Below are 19,449 nucleotides of genomic sequence, written 5' to 3'. Positions count from 1 at the left end.
ACATCCGGAGCATCAGCCGGTACGACAGCTGCTGCAGCCGCCCTGCGCGACTGCGGTTTCACAAGAGGCCCGACGTTCACCATGGCCCGATCTTTTGCGATTAGCCAACCTTTGCCGGTCATTGACGGCGTATCGGCATGGATACACCATCCGCGCAGATTAGGCTCCCACGTGATGAACCGTCTCCGTGTCACCCCCGGCCCGGTCCTCGCCCTCACCGCCGTATGGCTCGCCACCCGTGCCCTGATGTCGTGGCTGCTCACGCACGACAGCTCGCCCCTGCTGGGCGGAGGTTCGGTGCCGCGCGAGGTGTGGCGGCTGTACTTCCACTGGTACGGCGTCCTGTCGCACGGCGCGTTCCCGGCGCACGACAGCACCTGGCAGTACCCGCCCGGCGCCGGCGCGGTGCTGCTGGCGCCGGGCCTGCTCCCGTGGTTGACGTACTTTCAGGCGTTCGTGGTGCTGACGCTGGCCGCCGACGCGCTGATCGCGGCGGCCCTGGTCCACGCGGGCACCCGCCCCGGGCGGTCCCTGTTCGGCGCGACCCTGTGGACCTGCGGTCTGCCGCTGCTGCTGCACCTGCCGCTCGCCCGGTACGACGTACAGGTGACCGCGCTCGCCGTCATCTCCCTGCTGACGTTGGGACGCTCCCCCCGCGCGGGCGGTGTTTTCGCCGCACTGGGCGCGCTGGTGAAGGTGTGGCCGGGCCTGGTGCTGCTGGGCACGCCCCGGGGGCCGATGACGCGGCGGGCGTGGGGGTGGGCGGTGGCCGCCGGTGGCGCCTGCCTCGCGCTCCTCACCCTTTCGTTCAACAATCCGCTGGCCTTCCTGCGGGAGCAGGGCGGCCGGGGTGTGCAGATCGAGTCGTTCGGCGGTACGGCGCTCAACCTGGCGCGGCACGCCGGCTGGTCCGGCCGGGCCCGCTACCAGTACGGCGCGATCGAGATGGTCGGCCCCCACGTGCCCGCCGTCGCCACCGCCTCCCTCGTGCTCACCGCGGCCGCCTTCGGGCTGCTGGTGCTGTGGAGGGTGCGGGCGCGGCACTGGAGCCCGGCCACGCCGTACGACGCCGCGCTCGCCACAGTGCTGCTTTTCACCGTCACCAGCCGGGTCATCAGCCCCCAGTACATGATCTGGCTGATCGGCCTCGCCGCCGTGTGTCTGACCTCGCGGCACACCAGCCAGCGCCCGGTGGCCGTGCTGATCCTCGCGGCGAGCGCGCTCAGCTCCGTGGTGTTCCCGATGTTCTACCGCGACGTGGTCGCGGGCAGCTGGACCGGCTGCCTGCTGATTCTGGCCCGCAACGGGCTGCTCGCCGCCGCCGCGGTGGTGTCCTTCGTCCGGCTGTGGCGCTCCGCGCGGCCGCCGTCCGGAAAACCCGCGCCCGTGACCCAACCCCGACCGGATTCCGACCGTCTTCCACACCGAGCCCTAAGCGTCTCTTAACGGGCTATTACCGAGTATTTCTACGCTCCCGGCCCGTGGACCCCATGCATCCAGACCCGCGAGACCCGCGCCCTACGCCTCAGGTCGGTGTCGTCGTCATCGGCTACAACGACGCCGACCATGTGGTCGACGCCGTCCGCTCGGCGCTCGACCAGGGCGCCGCCGTCGGTGAGGTCGTCGCCGTGGACGACTGCTCGACGGACGGCAGCGGCGAACTGCTGGCCCGCCTGGCCGCCGGTGAGCCCAGACTGCGGGTGGTACGCCGGGAGACCAACAGCGGCGGCTGCGGCAGCCCACGCAACACCGGGATCGACGCGGTGACGATGCCGTACGTGATGTTCCTGGACAGCGACGACGTGCTGCCGCACGGCGCGGTGGACGCGCTGCTGGCGGCCGCCGCAGAGGCGCGCGCCGAGGTCGCGAGCGGGCTGTGCGTGCGCCGGGAGCTGCCCTCGGGGCGGGAACAGCCCTGGCAGGCGCGCCTCTACGCGGCGCACACCGTCCTCGCGCGCCCCTCCCAGCGCCCCCGTCTGGTCCAGGACACACTGTGCGTCAACAAGCTGTACCGGACCGCCTTCCTGCGCGAGCACGGCATCCGCTTCCCCGAGGGGCGCTTCCTCTACGAGGACTTCGTGTTCACCGCGCACGTGCTCGCCGCCGCGCCGCGCATCGTGCTCGTACCGGACCGCGTGTACGTGTGGCACGTGCGCCGGTCGGCCGAGCAGTTGTCGCTCTCCCTGGACCGGGGGCGGATCGACAACTGGAAGGCGCGTACGGAGGCGTGCACGATGGCGTACGACATCCTGCTGAGCGCCGGGCAGAAGGAGCTGGCGCGGGCGGCACGGTCGAAGTTCCTCGACCACGAACTGCGTATGTACGCACGCGAACTGGGGTTGCGCGACGCGGACTACCAGCGCGCGTGGTGGACGCACACCCGGGAGTACCTCGCGCGCTACGACGCCGCCGACTGGGAGGTGAACCCGTCGGCGCCCGGCCGGCTGCTGGCGCGGGTCGTCCTGGAGTCCGCCGAGCCGTGCGACCTGCCCCGGCTCAAAGAGTTGGCCGCGCGCCCGGCCCGGTTGCTCCCGCCCTACGCCCGCACCCCCGACGGCACACCCGTCTGGTCCGCCGACCTCCCCCAGGTCGCCCTCACCCCCCTCCTCACCCGCCCCACCCGCCTCCTGCCCCTCACCGTGGCCGCGGAACTGCGCCCGCGCGCGCGTGGCACCCGGCTGCGCCTGCGGCTGCACGAGCTGTACGGACGGACGGCCGAGGCCGGGCCGCAGGAGGTGGAGGTGGAGTGGCAGTCGAGGGAGGACGGGCACACGGCCCAGCACACGAGGACCACATTCACACCCTCCGACCCCTCCGGCACGGACGGCTGGTCGGCCGAGGTACCGGTCGACCTTGCCGGGCTCGGCGCGGGCACCTGGGACCTGCGCCTGACCGTGCGCTTCGCGGACGGGGCGTCCCGGAGCATGACGGCGCACGCCCTCGCGGGCGCCGGCCGACTGCGCCGGCACGTCGTCCCGAGCGCCCGGCACGCCGTGCTGCTGGTCCAGCCGTACGCCACCCACTCCGGCGCACTGGCACTGCGCGTGGCGACCGGGATACGGGGTGTCATGAGGGTGGCCCGCGGACGACTCCGCCGCCTGCTTCACTGAGACCCACAGGACTTCACCGAGAATCACGGGACCGGACCTCACTGGGACCCACGGGACCTCACTGGGGACCCACACGACCGACAGCCACCGGCCACGTCACCACAGGCCGGCTGACGAGGGGAGGCCGTACATGACCTGGCTGATCACCGGCGGCGCCGGATACATCGGGGCGCACGTCGTACGCGCGATGGCCGAGGCGGGCGAGCGGACCGTGGTCTACGACGACCTGTCGAGCGGCGTCGCCGGGCGCGTGCCGGACGAGGTCCCGCTGGTGCGGGGCTCGATCCTGGACGGCGAGAAGCTGGCGCGCACCCTCGCCGACCACGAGGTGACCGGGGTCGTCCATCTGGCGGCGAAGAAGCAGGTGGGCGAGTCCGTGGGCCTCCCGCTGCTCTACTACCGGGAGAACGTGGAGGGCCTGCGCGTCCTGCTGGAGGCCGTGACACAGGCGGACGTCCCGTCCTTCGTCTTCTCCTCCTCGGCCGCCGTCTACGGCATGCCGGACGTGGACCTGGTCACGGAGGAGACCCCCTGCCTGCCCCTCTCCCCCTACGGCGAGACCAAGCTGGCCGGCGAGTGGCTGGTCCGCGCGACGGGCCGGGCGACGGGCCTGGCGACCGCGTCCCTGCGCTACTTCAACGTGGCCGGCGCGGCCACCCCCGCCCTGGCGGACACGGGCGTCTTCAACCTCGTCCCCATGGTCTTCGAGAAGCTGACCGAGGGCGCGGCGCCGCGCATCTTCGGCGACGACTACCCGACCCCCGACGGCACCTGCGTCCGCGACTACATCCACGTGGTCGACCTGGCCGAGGCCCATGTGACGGTCGCCCGCGCCCTGCGCTCCACCCCCGGCCGCGACCTGACCCTCAACATCGGCCGCGGGGAGGGTGTTTCGGTCCGCGAGATGATCGACCGCATCAGCGCGGCCACCGGCTACGACCGCCCCCCGATCGTCACCCCACGCCGCCCCGGCGACCCCGCCCGCGTAGTCGCCTCCGCCGACCGCATCGCCACCGAACTCGGCTGGCAGGCCAAGTACGACGTCGAGGACATGATCACCTCGGCCTGGGAGGGCTGGGTACGACTGCACCCGGAGGCGGCGCGGTCATAGGCTCCGGGGGTGACCGCCCCCTCGCGCACCGAACGCACCGAACGCGCCCTCGGCGCCCTGCTCGGCTCCGCCGTGGGCGACGCCCTCGGAGCGCCCTTCGAGTTCGGCCCCGAAGGCGCCTTCTCGGCCCGTTTCCCGCACCCCGGACACGGCGGCGAGCTGTGCGGGGGCGGCGGCTGGGACCCCGGCGAGGCGACCGACGACACGCAGATGGCCGTACTGACCGCCGAGTCGCTGCTGGAGCGCGGGGGCCTGGACCTCCCGGACGTGTTCCGGCGCTTCCAGCGCTGGGCGGCCGCCGACCCGAAGGACATCGGCCTCCAGACGGAGGCGGTGCTGACCAGCGGCGCTCCCTGGGACACGGCCGCGGCCCTGCACTTCCGGACGAACCAACGGGCGGCCGGGAACGGGGCGCTGATGCGGGCGACGCCTTCAGCCCTCCGCTTCGCACGCCACGGCCGTGCGGCCACCGTGGACGCCGCCCGCCACCTCTCCGCCCTCACCCACGGCGACCCCGCGGCCTGGGAGGGCACGGCCGTCCTGCACGAGCTGATCCGCGTCGCCCTGACCGGAGAGGATCCGCTCGTCGCCGTACCGGACGCCCTGGCGGCGCTCCACCCCGACCACCGGGCCCGCTACAGGACGGTCCTCGCCCCCGACTGGCACCCGGACCGGGCCACCGAGTTCAACGGCGCGGTCTGGCCCTGCCTGGGCTCGGCGGTCTGGGCCCTGCGCACGACGACGTCGTACGAGGAGGCGGTACGCGCGGCGATCGACCTGGGCGGCGACACGGACACGGTGGCGGCGGTCACCGGGGCGCTGGCGGGAGCGGTGTACGGGATCGACGCGGTGCCGAAACGCTGGACAGAGCTGCTGCACGTACCGCTGCCGGGGTTCGGTGACCGGGTACTGCGGGCACGGGAACTGGCCGACCTGGCCCAGCGGTTGGCATAGCGGGCAGCCTGCGGTCGTTTGAGGTCACAACGCCCTGAGCGCCCCCGCCGTAGCCCGCGCCAGGTTCTCCAGATAGCCCTTCGGCAGCTTCGGGGAGCGGATCACCACCGAGCGCCAGTACAGGGGGCCGGAGATCAGGTCCAGGGCGAGGTCGGGGTCGAGCCCGGTCCGGAGTTCTCCTCGGGCCTCCGCCGCCGCCACGATCTTGCTGGCGACCCCGTCCTGGCCGTCCCGCAGCGCCTTCTGCATGGCTTCCGCGATCTCGGGGTTGCGGGCCGCCTCCGCCTGGAGGTCGGGGATGATCTGCGAGGCGACGGGGTGGCGCAGGGCGCGGGACGTCACTTCGTACAGAAGTCGCAGGTCGCCCTCCAGGGAGCCCGTGTCGGGGACCGGCAGGCCCAGTACCGCCATCGCCGACACCACGTCCAGCACCAGGTGCAGCTTGGAGCGCCAGCGGCGGTACACCGCCGTCTTGCCGACGCCGGCCCGCCGCGCGATGCCCTCGATGGACATCCGGGCGTACCCGACCGCCGCGAGTTCCTCGAAGACCGCAGCGCGGATGGCCTCGGTCACGTCCTCCCGGAGCACGGCAGCCCCGGCGGGTGTCCGGCGGCGCACGCGCTTCGGGGCCTCGTCGGCGTTCGTCGTCATGCGAACCAGCATAGGGCGTTACGACGAAACGGTTGCGTTCCGACGGTCGATGGTTCTAGGCTCACGTTGCGACGATACGGTCCCGTCCCGACGTAAGAGAACGTGAAGAGAAGCGTAAGGAAACGGCGGATGGCGGACGAGGACCACTCAGGCCCGGCGGCAGCCGGACGCACCCCCCTCCCCCGAGCGAAAGCAGCGGATGTGAGCCAGGTCCTCCACACACCGCCCCCCACCCAGGTCCCGGCCGACGACGACCTCTCGGCGCTGGCCGCCCGGCACGGCCTCTCGGTCAGTGGCGCCCGCCCCACCCTGCCGGAGTACGTGCGCCAGCTGTGGGACCGGCGCCACTTCATCACCGCCTTCGCCACCGCCAAGCTCACCGCCCAGTACAGCCAGGCGAAGCTCGGCCAGGTCTGGCAGGTCATGACCCCGCTGCTGAACGCGGCGGTCTACTACTTCATCTTCGGCGTGCTGCTCGGCACCAAGCACGGCGTCCCGGACTACATCCCGTTCCTGGTCACGGGCGTGTTCATCTGGACGTTCACACAGAGCTCGATCATGGCGGGCACCCGCGCGATCGCCGGCAACCTCGGCCTGGTCCGCGCCCTGCACTTCCCGCGCGCCGCCCTGCCGATCTCCTTCTGCATCCAGCAGCTCCAACAGCTGCTCTTCTCGATGGCGGCGCTGGTCGTCATCCTGCTCTGCTTCGGCGTACCGGTCGCCGCGTCGTGGCTGCTCGCGATCCCCGCACTGGTCCTGCAGTTCACGTTCAACGCGGGCATGTCGATGATCATGGCCCGGGCGGGCGCCAAGACCCCGGACATCGCCCAGCTGATGCCGTTCGTGCTGCGCACCTGGATGTATGTGTCCGGCGTGATGTGGAGCATCGACAAGCTCACCAAGAAGGACCACCTGCCGCACATCGTCACGGTCCTGCTGGAGACCAACCCGGCCGCGGTCTACATCGACCTGATGCGGTACGCGCTGATCGACAGCTTCCACGCCAAGTCGCTGCCCCCGCACGTGTGGGCGGCGGCCACCGGCTGGGCGCTGCTCGTCGGCGTCGGCGGCTTCATCTACTTCTGGAAGGCTGAGGAGACGTACGGCCGTGGCTGAGCAGACCGCAGAGAACATCCCCACCGTCGTCGCCGACCGCGTCGACATCGTCTACCGGGTCAACGGCACCGGCGCGGGCCGCGGCACCGCCACCGCCGCCCTCAACCGCATCCTGCGCCGCAAGCAGGCCGAGAAGGCGGCCGGCGTACGCCGGGTGCACGCGGTGAAGAAGGTGTCGTTCGTCGCCTACAAGGGCGAGGCGATCGGACTGATCGGCACGAACGGCTCCGGCAAGTCCACGCTGCTCAAGGCCGTCGCCGGGCTTCTCCCGGTGGAGAACGGCCACATCTACACCAACGGCCAGCCCTCCCTGCTGGGCGTCAACGCGGCCCTGATGAACGACCTCACCGGCGAACGCAACGTCCACCTCGGCGGTCTCGCCATGGGCATGTCCCGTGAGCAGGTCAAGGAGCGCTACGAGGACATCGTCGAGTTCTCCGGGATCAACGAGAAGGGGGACTTCATCACGCTGCCCATGCGGACGTACTCCTCCGGCATGGCCGCCCGCCTGCGCTTCTCCATCGCCGCCGCCAAGGACCACGACGTCCTGCTGATCGACGAGGCCCTCGCGACCGGCGACCGCTCCTTCCAGAAGCGCTCCGAGCAGCGGATCCGCGAGCTGCGCCAGCATGCGGGTACGGTCTTCCTGGTCAGCCACAACAACAAGTCGATCCGCGACACCTGCGAGCGGGTCCTGTGGCTGGAGCGCGGCGAGCTGCGCATGGACGGCCCGACCGAGGACGTCATGAAGGAGTACGAGGCCTTCACCGGCGACAAGAGCGACAAGGCGAAGAAGCCGGCACCGAAGAAGGCGGCACCGAAACCCGAGGCCCCCAAGGTCCCTCTTCCTTCGTGAGCCTTGTTCTTACCTCAGGCGTGGTTATCCCTTTCATCCCTCTAGTGACAGTATGTTATGAAAGGTGCCCCTGAGACGACGAGCCGAAGGAGTCCCCTGCGATGCCCCAACTCAGCGTCATCGTCTACGGGCCGAACGCCCAGGGGCATCTGACCGAACTGCTCGACTCGCTGGAAGCCCGCCCGCTCCCGGACGCCGAGGTGATCGTCGCCGCGGTCGGCGACTGGGCGCGGGAGACGGCCGAGGGCCACGCTCCCGAGACGGTCGTGGTGCCCCTGCCGGAAGGCACCGGTGACGCGGCGGCCCGGACGGCGGGCGCCGCGCGGGCGTCCGGCCGCTGGCTGCACTTCGTGCACGCCAAGGACGGCCTGCCGGCCGGCGCGCCCCGGCTGATCGCCGAGCGGACCGCCGAGCTGGACGATGCGGTGGACATCCTCCTCCTCGACCACGTCAGCACCACCTGGCAGACCGCCGCCACCCCCTCCCGCGACGGCCGCCTCCTCGCCGGCGCCGGCCGCGCCGACCTCGCCCTGGACGACGCGGCCGACCTGCTGCGCCTCACCCCGCTGCTCGGCACCCGCGCCCTGCGCACCGCGTTCTGGCGGGCGCACGAGGAGCAGCTCACCACCGACGACGAGCCGTACGCCGCCCACGCGGCCCTGCTGCACGCCGGCCGCGTCGCCTGTCTGAACCAGGCGGCGTACGAGAACCGCGTGCTGCGCCCCGAGAGCCTGCCGCCCCTCACCCCTGAGGACCGCTTCGCGCTCATCGACCGCTACGAGTCCCTGCTCCCGCTCGCCCGGGACCGCCGCGCCGCCCGCACGGTCCTGTACGACCTGATGGTCCGCGACCTGGTGCGCACCTTCGCCGGCGAGAACCTGCCCGACGCGGTGGCCCGCGAGTTCTTCCGCCGGGCCTCCCTGGCGGCGGTCCGCTGGCGCCCCGAGGGCCACCAGCGCCCGGCCGGCATCGAGGGCGTCCGGCACGCCCTGCTCGAAGAGGGCGCCTACACCAAGTACCGCGCCTTCCAGGCCGCCAACCGCACCCGCCGCGCCGCCAGGAAGGCCGTACGAAGCCGTAAGCGCCAGGTGGGCGCGAAACTCCGCGACCAGCAGTACCGCAGGGCACTCAGCCGCCCGATCGACCCCGACCTGGCGGTGTTCGCGGCCTACTGGGAGCGCGGGGTCTCGTGCAACCCGGCCGCCATCGCCGCCAAGCTCGCCGAACTCGCCCCGCACATCCACAGGGTGTGGGTGGTCAACAAGGAGAACGTGGCCCTCCTGCCGCCCGGCACGGACCACGTGATCCCCGGCACCCGCCGCTACTGGGAGACCCTGGCCACCGCCAAGTACCTGACCAACAACGTCAACTTCCCCAACGCGGTGGTCAAACGCCCCGGCGCGATCCACCTCCAGACCCACCACGGCACCCCGCTCAAGCGCATGGGCCTGGACCAGATGGAACACCCGGCCGCCGCCAAGGGCCTGGACTTCGCCGCGCTGCTGGCCCGTATCGACAAGTGGGACTACAGCGTCAGCGCCAACGGCCACTCCACCCGCATGTGGGAGCGCGCCTACCCGGCCCGCTTCACCTCCCTGGACTACGGCTATCCGCGCAACGACGTCTTCTACACCGCCACGGCCGCCGACGTCCGCGCCGCCCGCGAACGCCTCGGCATCGCCCCCGGCAGGACAGCCGTCCTCTACGCCCCCACCCACCGCGACTACGAGGCCGGCTTCACCCCGCGCCTCGACCTCGCCGCGCTCGCCGACCGGCTCGGCGAGGACACGGTCCTCCTGGTCCGCGCCCACTACTTCTACGGCGGCGCCGCCTCCCCGCTGACCGGCCTGCGCCGCTCCGGCCGGATCATCGACGTGTCCTCCTACGACCCCGTCGAGGAGCTGTGCCTGGCGGCCGACGCGCTGGTCACGGACTACTCGTCGATCATGTTCGACTACGCCAACCTGGACCGCCCGATCGTCGTCTACGCCGACGACTGGGAGACGTACCGGACCACCCGGGGCGTCTACTTCGACCTGATGGCCGAGGCGCCCGGCCAGGTCGCCCGCACCCAGGAGGAACTCGCGGAGATCTTCCTCTCGGGCGCCTGGCGCGACGAGGGCGCGGCGAAGGCGCGGGCCGCGTTCCGGCGCCGGTTCTGCGAGTACGACGACGGGCGCGCCGCCGAACGGGTCGTACGCCGGGTCTTCCTCGGCGAACCCGAGGATGCGCTGCCCCCGGTGATCCCGCTCGACGAACGCACCCCCGCCCCGACCCCCGAGGAGGCCACGGCATGACGACCCCCGACGTCACGGTGACGGTCATCGTCTACAACGACGCAGCCCGTCTCCCCCGGGCGGTCGCATCGCTTCGCGCCCAGACCCACGCCAACATCGAGATCGTCATCAGCGACGACCACTCCACCGACGAGACACCTTCGGTGGCACGGGAGTTGGCGGCCCAGGACCACCGCATCCGCTACCTGCGCCTGCCGGAGAACAGCGGCGGCTGCAGCGCCCCGCGCAACCGGGCCATCGAGATCGCCCGGGCGCCGTACCTGATGTTCCTCGACAGCGACGACGAACTCCCGCCGCGCGCAGTCGAGTTGCTGCTCGCCGCGCACCGGGAGCGGGAGGTGGACTTCACGATGGGTGCGGTCCGCCGGGTCCGGGTGGACAACGGGCGCCGTACGACCTGGATGCCCCACCTGGTCGCCGAGCACCGCACCGTGGAGGGCATCGAGTCCGACCCGCGACTGCTGTTCGAGCACCTTTCCACCAGCAAGATGTACGCCCGCGCGTTCCTGGACCGCCACCGGCTCCGCTTCCCCGAGGGCATCCACTACGAGGACCAGCTGTTCTCGGCGCAGGCGTACTGCCTGGCGAGGGCGTTCACGATCATCCCGGACCCGGTGTACGTCTGGTACATCGAGCCGTTCGCGGCCGCCGCGTCGGCGTCCATCTCCAACCAGCGGCACAAGATCTCCAACGTCGGCGACCGGGTGCACGTACAGCGCCTGATCGACGACTTCCTGGTGGAGAGCGGGCACGCGGCGCTTCGGGAGGACAAGGACTACAAGTTCCTCAAGCACGACTTCCGGATGTACGCGGGCGACCTGCCCTACCGGGACGCCGAGTGGCTGGAGTCCTTCGCCGAGATCATGAACCCGTACCTGGACACGCTGACCGAAGGCGCCTTCGCCCGGCTGCCCCGCCCGGAACGGGTGGTCCTCCAACTCCTGCGCGACGGCCGCCTGTCCGACGCCCAGCAGGCGGCGCGAGGCCTGGGCAACGGCGTGGCACCGAGGCACGTGACCGCCGACGACGCCGGCACCACGTACTGGGGCGACACCGTCCCCACCTCGGACCGGTCCCGCCACGAACTGGACGTCTCCGACCTGGAGCTGGACACCCGCCCCTTCCCCAGCGCCCACTTCCGCCACGAGATCACCGAACTCACCCCAGGCCCCGGCGCGTCTCTCGTTCTCGCGATCCGCACCTACGACCCCGGCCTGCGGCTCCCGGTGGGACCGCAACGCGCGAGTCTGGTGCTGGCCCCCGGCCGACGCCGCACGACGGTCCCGTTCCGCCTGGACCCGATCCGCCCGGGCATCTTCGAGGGCCGTGTCCGCCTGGACCTGTCGACGGCACAGCTCCCTGTGCAGGGCTTCGCCGGAGTACGCCACCCGCTGCTCCGCCTCGAACAACAGGGCCTGGCCCACTCGGGCCTCCTCCTGGCCCCCCTGGACTTCCCCGCCGTCACGGCCCGCATCGACTACCGCTCGGGCGCCACCCCGCACAACGTCACCGTCGAACCGGAGGGCCGCAACCCCGGCCGCCTCCAGATCCGCTGGCACCCCGTGGGAGTCACGGCTCGCGTCATCCGCCCGATGGTCCAGAAGATGGCCCGCCCAAAGGTCAGGAACGCCATCCGCCTCGCGGCAAGCGTGCTGAGGTAGCTGCGCAGCCTACGTAGCTGCGTAGCTGCGGGCAGTCGGGCCGCTAGGGGCGATGGGGGTCCCCCTGCTCGAGCGAAGCCGAGAGCTTGGGGGAGGGTGGGCGCAGCGGCACCGCGCCAGCGCGGGCAAGCGAAACCCACCCCCGCCCAGCTACAGCACCGGTCAGCCCGCGACTTGGTACAGCACCTGCCCACCCGGCCCGGTAGCCACCTGCCGCAACCACGGCTCCGCAGCCCCCTTACCGCCCACGACCCACCGCACCCCGTACTCCCGCACTATGTCCCGCCGCACATCACCAGACGTACCCGCCGCGAAATACCGCGCCACCGCCGCATCCCGCCTCCCCGCATCCGGCAGGAACACATCGGGATACCCAGGAGCCACGGTGTACGGCCCGTACGCGGGAATCTGCCGGGCCGGAAACGTACGAGCCATGACCACGTCCCCGTACTTCACCCAGGGCGTGATCCACTGATACCCCACCCACGGCGTCCGGTACTTCGCCGCAACCGCACCCGGCAGCGCATCCCGCCCGACCACATACCCGAGCGTCCCCGCCTGCGCCCACGCCCCCACAACCAGCGCGGCACCGAGCGCACACGCCCACCCCATCCGCATGGCCCGCTTCCCCGCCGACACGACCTCCAGCGCGGCCGCCAGCTGAGCCGGGATCAGTACGGCCGGCAGGGCGCGGCCCCACGAGTAGTGCCCGGTCAGCCCGCCCGCGGCGAACACCAGCACACCGAGGACGAAGAAGAGGACGAGGGGATCCCAGCGGTCCCGCCACCAGCGCAGGCCCAGCGCCACGACCCCCAGCAGCACCAGCCCGAACCGCCCGGCCAGGTGGTCGTACAGCGGCCGGTGGATCGCCTCCAGGTCCGCGCCGGCGGAGAAGAGCGAGAAGAAGTCGTAATACGGCCAGAGCCACAGCAGCACCATGCCGAGGGCCAGAGCGGCACCGAGCCTCAGCAGCACCGGACGGCCCGGCCGTGCCGCGATCACCATCGCCAGCGCGCCCAGCGACGCCACCACCCCGGTGAACTGGTGGCACAGCAGGATCAGCCCCCACAGCAGGCCCAGCCCGAGCCACACCGGCCAGCGGGTCTCGGCGCGCAGCGCCCGGGTGAGCCAGGCCCAGAAGTGGAAGGACAGGCCGAGCGCGAACACGCTGGGGTACGACACCGTCAGCGCGAGCGAGTTGAGGCCGAGGAAGCCGCTCCAGTTGAAGAGGAGGGGGCCCCAGAGGAAGACCAGGCTCAGGATCGCCAGGGCGGGCGCCGCACGGTGGGTGCTGAGCGTGCGGACGTACCGCCACACCCCGGTGACCAGCAGCCCGAACCCGACGACCGCGCCGATCCGCAGTACGTCGAACACCGACAGGCTGGTGATCCTGGCGAGGCAGCCCAGCAGCAGCATCCAGGGCGAGTAGTAGGGGCTCGGCGTGTCGGCGTCGACCAGCGGGTTCCCGGGGTTCAGCAGGCTGTGCCGCAGCCGCTGCACGGTGGCCGCGTGCATACCGAGGTCGCCCGCCCAGGGCAGACGGACGATCACCAGGAGCATCAGCACCAGTACCAGCGCGGCGGCGGCCTGCGGCAGCGCCCGTACCGCGCTCGCGGTGCTAGACGGCGACGCGGCGCGCATCCTGCTGGAACACCCAGGTGCGGTAGACAAGGAAACGGAATGCGGAGGCGAGGACGATCGACAGCGCCTTCGCCGCATTCGATTCGAACGCGCTCTGCATTCCGAGCCCGTGATAACCGACCCAGAACAGGCCGCTTTCCATCACCACGCCGAGACCGCTGAAGACGAAGAACAGGACGATCTGGCGGCGGGTGCGCGAGGCCCGGTCGCGATAGGCGTAATAGCGGAAGCCCAGGTAATTGGTCGCCATCGCGATACAGCTGGCCAGGACCGTCGCGGTCATCGCCTGCCAACGCAGGCCGTGCAGCAGCAGGTTGAACACCAGGAAATTGACGAGGACACCGCTGCCGCCGACGATCCCGAATTTCACGACTTCCAGCACGACGCGCGTGACGGGCCGGGCCGGAGCCGGCGCGGTCGCCACCGGGCGGGTCTCGGTGAGGTTCACTGTCACAGCCCAGACCCTATCCGAAACGTACCGATTAGCAGGAAGCGGTAAATTCACCGCACGTTTTTGCCTAAGGGTCGGCAAGAAGAGAGCGCCCCGGGCCTCACCGGCCCGGGGCGCTCTCACCGCCGTGCGGCTACGAATGCGTGCGCAGCAGCGTCCGCATCGTCCGCATCGCCACCGACAGGTTGGCGAGGTCGAAGGATTCCGAACCGCGGATCTCCTCCAGGGTGGACCGCGCCCGGCCCAGGATCGCCGAGTTCTTCTGCTCCCAGGCCTGGTAGCGCTGCTCCGGGCTCGACGAGCCGTTGCCGGCCGCGAGGACGTCCGCCGTGAGCGCCGAGTGGGCCGCGTACAGGTCCTCGCGGATGGAGGCGCGGGCCATCGACTGCCAGCGGTCGGCGCGGGGCAGCTCGATGATGCGGTCCATCAGCTGCGTGATGCTGAGCCGGTCGGCGAGGTCGTAGTAGACCTCGGCGACGTCCAGCGGCTCCTTGCCCGTGCGGTCGGCCACCGAGACGATGTCCAGCGCCGGGAAGGCGGAGGAGAACCCGGCCACGCGGGTGGCCAGCTCGTCCGGGACACCGGCCGCGGACAGCTCGTCGTACACGTGCTGGTACCACTCCAGGTCCGCGCCGCGCAGCAGCTTGGGCAGCTCCTGCCAGACCTGCTCGACCCGCTCGCTGAAGAACTCGATGGTCTCCGCGAGCTGCAGCGGCTGCGGCCGGTTGTTCAGCAGCCAGCGCGTGCCGCGCTCGACCAGGCGGCGCGAGTGCAGCCGGATCCGGGTCTGGACGGTCGCGTCGACCTTGTTGTCCAGCTCCTCCACCGCGTCCCACACCGGCGCCGAGCGGAAGATCACGCGGGCCGCGGTCTGGGCGCGGACGATCTCCTCCAGCGAGGCACCCGTCTCCTCGCGCAGGCGGTGCAGGTACGTCGTACCGCCCGTGTTGACCGTGTCGTTGACCAGCACGGTCGTGGTGATCTCGCGGCGCAGCGGGTGGCTGTCGACCGCGTCCGCGAACCGCTCGCGCAGCGCCGTCGGGAAGTAGGCGTGCAGCAGGGTGCGCAGGTACGGGTCGTCCGGCAGCGAGGTGTGCAGCAGCTCGTCGGCGACCGTGATCTTCGTGTACGCCAGCAGGACGGCCGTCTCCGGACCGGTCAGGCCCTGGGCCTGACCGAGGCGCTCGCGGATCTGCCGGTCGGTGGGCAGGAACTCCAGCGCCCGGTCGAGGTCGCCCTCGCGGACCAAGTGGCGGATGAACCGCTGCTGCGCGTGCAGCATGTCCTTGGACTGGGCGAGGGCGTTGGCGAGCGCCGTGTTCTGCGCGTAGTTGTTGCGCAGCACCAGGGCGCCGACCTCGTCGGTCATCTCGGCGAGCAGCTTGTTGCGCTGCTTGACGGTCATGTCGCCGTCCGCGACCAGGCCGTTCAGCAGGATCTTGATGTTCACCTCGTGGTCGGAGGTGTCCACACCGGCGCTGTTGTCGATCGCGTCGGTGTTGATCCGGCCGCCCTGCCGCGCGAACTCGATGCGGCCGAGCTGGGTCAGGCCCAGGTTGCCGCCCTCGCCGACGACCTTGACGCGCAGGTCGCCGCCGTCGACGCGGATGGCGTCGTTGGCCTTGTCGCCGACGTCGGCGTTGGACTCCGCCGACGACTTCACGTACGTGCCGATGCCGCCGTTCCACAGCAGGTCCACCGGCGCGTGCAGGATCGCCTTCATCAGGTCGGCCGGGGTCATCTTGGAGACCTTCTCCTCGATGCCCAGGGCCTCACGGATGTGCGCGTTGAGCGGGATCGCCTTGGCCGTGCGCGGGAAGATCCCGCCGCCCGCCGACAGCAGCTCGGTGTTGTACTCCTCCCAGCTGGAGCGGGGCAGCTCGAACAGACGGCGGCGCTCGGCGTAGGAGGTGGCCGCGTCCGGCGTCGGGTCGATGAAGATGTGCCGGTGGTCGAAGGCGGCGACCAGGCGGATGTGCTCGCTCAGCAGCATGCCGTTGCCGAACACGTCACCGGACATGTCACCGATGCCGACGACCGTGAAGTCCTCGGTCTGCGTGTCCACGCCCAGCTCGCGGAAGTGCCGCTTCACGGACTCCCAGGCACCGCGCGCGGTGATGCCCATGCCCTTGTGGTCGTAGCCGGCGGAGCCGCCGGAGGCGAAGGCGTCGCCGAGCCAGAAGTTGTACTTCTCGGCAACCCCGTTGGCGATGTCGGAGAACGTCGCCGTGCCCTTGTCGGCCGCGACCACCAGGTAGGTGTCGTCGCCGTCGTGCCGGACCACGTCCTGCGGCGGCACGACCTCGCCGGCCACCATGTTGTCGGTGATGTCGAGCAGCGCCGAGATGAACGTCTTGTAGCTGGCGATGCCCTCGGCCAGCCAGGCGTCCCGGTCGACGGACGGGTCCGGCAGCTGCTTGGCGACGAAGCCGCCCTTGGCGCCGACCGGCACGATGACGGTGTTCTTCACCATCTGCGCCTTGACCAGGCCGAGGATCTCGGTACGGAAGTCCTCACGGCGGTCCGACCAGCGCAGGCCGCCTCGGGCGACCTTGCCGAAGCGCAGGTGCACGCCCTCGACGCGCGGCGAGTACACCCAGATCTCGTACGCCGGGCGCGGCGCGGGCAGGTCCGGGATGGCCTGCGGGTCGAACTTCATGGACACGTACTCGTGCGGCCTGCCGCCGAGCGCCTCCTGGAAGAAGTTCGTGCGCAGGGTCGCCTTGATGACGGTCAGGAACGAGCGCAGGATGCGGTCCTCGTCCAGGCTCGCCACCTGGTCCAGGGCCGCCTCCAGCTCCTCCAGCAGGGCGTCCACGATCTCCAGGCCGGCCCTCTGCCGGTCCGGGGACATCCGTGCCTCGAACAGGGAGACGAGGAGCCGGGTGGTGTGGACGTTGTTGCGGAGGGTGTCCTCCATGTAGTCCTGACTGAAGGTGGAGCCGGCCTGCCGCAGGTACTTGGCGTACGCGCGCAGCACCGTCGCCTGCCGCCAGTTCAGCCCGGCGCTCAGCACGAGGGCGTTGAAGCCGTCGTTCTCCGCCTGGCCGGTCCAGGTCGCGGCGAACGCCTCCTGGAACCGCTCACGGCCGTCGTCGCCGAGGTAGTCGCCGGACGTGCCGCCCAGCGCCTTGGGCAGGCGCAGGCCGAAGTCGTAGATCCAGGCGACGGTGCGGTCCGCGCAGCGCAGCTCGTAGGGCCGCTCGTCCACGACCTCGACGCCGAGCCGGTTGAGGACCGGCAGCACGGCGGACAGGGAGACCGCGTCGCCCTTGCGGTAGATCTTGAAGCGGCGCTCACCGGGGGCGGCGCCCACCGGCTCGTACAGGCTGAGCGAGAAGTCGTTGCCCTTCTCCTCGGTGAGCCGCTCCAGGTGGACCAGGTCGGCGACCGCCGCACGCGGGGTGTGGTCGGCCTTGTAGCCCTCGGGGAAGGAGTTGCCACCGTAGTAGCGGCGCAGCAGCTCGGCCGCACGCTCCTCGCCGCACTCGGCGTTCAGCGCCTCGGCGAACCCGTCCGCCCAGGAGCGGGCGGCCTCGACCAGGCGGGCCTCGATACGGTCCTTGTCGGCTTCCGACAGCTCGGGCAGCTCGGTGCCCGGCGGGACCCGGACGACGAAGTGCAGCCGGGAAAGGATCGACTCGGTGTTCCAGGCGGTGAAGTCGACGCTGATGCCGCCGAGCTCCTCCTTCAGGATGTCGATGATCCGCAGCCGGACGCCGGTGGTGTAGCGGTCGCGCGGGAGGTACACGAGGGCCGAGTAGTAGCGGCCGTACTCGTCCTGGCGCAGGTACAGCCGCAGCCGGCGGCGCTCCTGGAGGTACAGGACGCTCGTCGCGATGGCCTGCAGCTCGGCGGCGGGGGTCTGGAACAGCTCGTCGCGCGGGTAGGTCTCCAGGATCTGGAGCAGGTCGCGGCCGTCGTGGCTCTCGGGCAGGAAGCCGGCGCGCTGCAGGACCTCGTCGACCTTGCGCCGGATGACCGGGACCCGGAGGACGGACTCGGTGTAGGCGGCGGAGGAGAACAGGCCGAGGAAACGGCGCTCGCCGATGACGTTGCCGTCCGTGTCGAACTTCTTCACGCCGACGTAGTCCAGGTACGACGGCCGGTGCACGGTGGACCGGCTGTTCGCCTTGGTCAGCACCAGCTGCTTGTGCTCGCGGGCCTTGGCCCGGGCGTCGGCCGGCAGCCGCTCGAAGGAGGGGCTGACCGGGTGCTGGTCGTCCTCGGCGTGGTGCGGGTCGGAGCGCAGGATGCCGAGGCCGGTGCCGGGCACGGCGGCGAGGGTGTCGTCGTCGCGCAGCTGGTACTCGCGGTAGCCGAGGAAGGTGAAGTGGTCGGCGGACAGCCAGCGCAGCAGCTCGCGGGCCTCCTCGACCTCAGGCGCGGGAAGGTCGCCCGGCCGGGGCTCGCTCTCCAGCTCGTCGCCGATCCGCGCCGCCGCGTCCCGCATCTTCTCCCAGTCCTCGACGGCCTCGCGGACGTCGGACAGGATGCGCAGCAGGTCGGCGGTGATCTGCTTCAGATCGGCGCGGTCGGTCTCGCGGTCGGTCTCGACGTGGATCCAGGACTCGATGTGCGCGTCGTGCGGAAGGTCCCCGGCGCCGGTGGACGCGGTGGGCAGCACCTCGATGAGCTTGCCGGTGAGGTCGCGCCGGACGACGATCTGCGGGTGGATGACGACGTGGATGCCGCGTCCCTGCCGGGTCAGCTCATTGGTGACCGAGTCGACGAGGAAGGGCATGTCGTCGGTGACGACCTCCACGACGGTGTGGCTGCAGGTCCACCCGTTCTCCTCCACGGTCGGGGTGTGCACCCGGACGTTCGCGGTGCCCTGCGGGCGGTTCTCGGCCAGCCGGTAGTGGGAGACCGCGGCGCCGAAGACGTCGACCGGGTCCCGGTCCGAAAGGTCTTCCGGGGCGGTGTGCAGGTAGTAGCGCTGGAGGAACGCGAGCACGGACTCGGTGTCGGGAGTGCCGGCGGTGCCCTCGCCCGTCGTCCCGGTCGGTAGGTGCCCCCCGACCGGGCTGTTCTCAGCTACCCGGGCAGCCCGTTCGAGCAGCTCGGCCTTGGCTTCGTCCAGCTTGGTCTGCATTGTCCTCTGGCTCCTGTCGCGCGCCGTTGCGTGACGTAGAAGGAAAAACGGTTTCTTCCCCTCCGGCTCGACGCCACGGCCCGGGGTTTCCGGACCGATCCGACGCTATGCCGCGAGGTGAGATGAGCGGGGGGCATTCGGCCATTGTTGGCGCGCCCGTCAGATGTGACGCTGCTCTCGGCACCGCCGTTTCCGGGGCCGTCATCGGCGTCGTGGGGGCTTCGGCGCCCCCGTCCCGCCCGCGAGGACCAGCGACCGCCGCCCGGTCACGGAGGTGTTCCGTGCAACCCGGGCGCAGGGCAGGAGCAGGTTCGCCCCCGCGAGATATCGCGCTGATCACGCCACAAGGCTATCGCTCCTTACCCGGGCCCCGTCATGAGCCGTATGTGTACAAAACAGGGGGCCGAAGTTTGACGTTCTGCACAGGGGCGGGGCGGTGGCAGGTGGCGTATCCGGTCGCGCCCGAACGCCGCGGGACGCACCCTGAAAGCGACGGGCCCTCTTGG

12 protein-coding genes are annotated in these 19,449 nt (G+C 71.1%); 8 read left to right on the top strand and 4 right to left on the bottom strand.

The window, feature by feature from the left end:
- The first annotated feature begins 174 nt into the window (after positions 1 to 174).
- The 4 genes from ACFY3C_RS03670 to ACFY3C_RS03655 all read left to right on the top strand — a co-directional run bounded on the left by ACFY3C_RS03670 (position 175) and on the right by ACFY3C_RS03655 (position 5,175).
- Complete coding sequence (locus ACFY3C_RS03670; protein ID WP_390769566.1) at positions 175 to 1,446, top strand: glycosyltransferase 87 family protein; 1,272 nt, start codon at positions 175 to 177, stop codon at positions 1,444 to 1,446.
- Between the two features lie 44 nt (positions 1,447 to 1,490).
- A complete protein-coding gene (locus tag ACFY3C_RS03665; RefSeq protein WP_390769565.1) occupies positions 1,491 to 3,110 on the top strand; it encodes a glycosyltransferase in 1,620 nt (539 codons plus the stop codon).
- 130 nt (positions 3,111 to 3,240) lie between these two features.
- Positions 3,241 to 4,221 (top strand): UDP-glucose 4-epimerase GalE, encoded by a 981-nt coding sequence (gene galE, locus ACFY3C_RS03660; RefSeq protein ID WP_390769564.1) that lies wholly within the window; start codon positions 3,241 to 3,243, stop codon positions 4,219 to 4,221.
- A gap of 9 nt (positions 4,222 to 4,230) precedes the next feature.
- Positions 4,231 to 5,175: an ADP-ribosylglycohydrolase family protein gene (locus ACFY3C_RS03655; RefSeq protein ID WP_390769563.1), complete on the top strand. Its 945-nt coding sequence runs from the start codon at positions 4,231 to 4,233 to the stop codon at positions 5,173 to 5,175.
- A gap of 24 nt (positions 5,176 to 5,199) precedes the next feature.
- Here ACFY3C_RS03655 and ACFY3C_RS03650 read toward each other — a convergent pair whose 3' ends face one another.
- Complete coding sequence (locus ACFY3C_RS03650) at positions 5,200 to 5,826, bottom strand: TetR/AcrR family transcriptional regulator (RefSeq protein ID WP_386581060.1); 627 nt, start codon at positions 5,824 to 5,826, stop codon at positions 5,200 to 5,202.
- A 201-nt stretch (positions 5,827 to 6,027) separates the two neighbouring features.
- Between ACFY3C_RS03650 and ACFY3C_RS03645 the strand changes: the two genes are divergently transcribed.
- From ACFY3C_RS03645 to ACFY3C_RS03630, 4 genes are all read left to right on the top strand, one after another.
- On the top strand, positions 6,028 to 6,942 hold the full coding sequence (locus tag ACFY3C_RS03645) for an ABC transporter permease (RefSeq protein WP_386581062.1): 915 nt from the start codon (positions 6,028 to 6,030) through the stop codon (positions 6,940 to 6,942).
- Complete coding sequence (locus tag ACFY3C_RS03640) at positions 6,935 to 7,798, top strand: ABC transporter ATP-binding protein (RefSeq protein ID WP_386581064.1); 864 nt, start codon at positions 6,935 to 6,937, stop codon at positions 7,796 to 7,798. Before ACFY3C_RS03645 ends, ACFY3C_RS03640 begins: the two co-directional genes overlap by 8 nt.
- A gap of 101 nt (positions 7,799 to 7,899) precedes the next feature.
- Positions 7,900 to 10,095 (top strand): CDP-glycerol glycerophosphotransferase family protein, encoded by a 2,196-nt coding sequence (locus ACFY3C_RS03635; RefSeq protein ID WP_390769562.1) that lies wholly within the window; start codon positions 7,900 to 7,902, stop codon positions 10,093 to 10,095.
- Entirely contained in the window at positions 10,092 to 11,756 is a 1,665-nt protein-coding gene (locus ACFY3C_RS03630; protein ID WP_386581068.1) for a glycosyltransferase family 2 protein, read from the top strand. The genes ACFY3C_RS03635 and ACFY3C_RS03630 overlap by 4 nt, the downstream gene beginning before the upstream one ends.
- Before the next feature lie 162 nt (positions 11,757 to 11,918).
- Here ACFY3C_RS03630 and ACFY3C_RS03625 read toward each other — a convergent pair whose 3' ends face one another.
- From ACFY3C_RS03625 to ACFY3C_RS03615, 3 genes are all read right to left on the bottom strand, one after another.
- Positions 11,919 to 13,397, bottom strand: coding sequence for a hypothetical protein (locus ACFY3C_RS03625; protein WP_390769561.1), 1,479 nt, complete (start codon positions 13,395 to 13,397; stop codon positions 11,919 to 11,921).
- Positions 13,375 to 13,851, bottom strand: a complete 477-nt coding sequence (locus tag ACFY3C_RS03620) for a GtrA family protein (protein ID WP_386581072.1) — start codon at positions 13,849 to 13,851, stop codon at positions 13,375 to 13,377. The genes ACFY3C_RS03625 and ACFY3C_RS03620 overlap by 23 nt, the downstream gene beginning before the upstream one ends.
- Positions 13,852 to 13,981: 130 nt before the next feature.
- On the bottom strand, positions 13,982 to 18,943 hold the full coding sequence (locus ACFY3C_RS03615; RefSeq protein ID WP_390769560.1) for an NAD-glutamate dehydrogenase: 4,962 nt from the start codon (positions 18,941 to 18,943) through the stop codon (positions 13,982 to 13,984).
- Between the last annotated feature and the right edge of the window lie 506 nt (positions 18,944 to 19,449).

This window comes from Streptomyces sp. NPDC001410 (assembly GCF_042895235.1).
Classification (GTDB): domain Bacteria; phylum Actinomycetota; class Actinomycetes; order Streptomycetales; family Streptomycetaceae; genus Streptomyces.
This window is presented reverse-complemented; position numbering and strand designations above follow the sequence as displayed.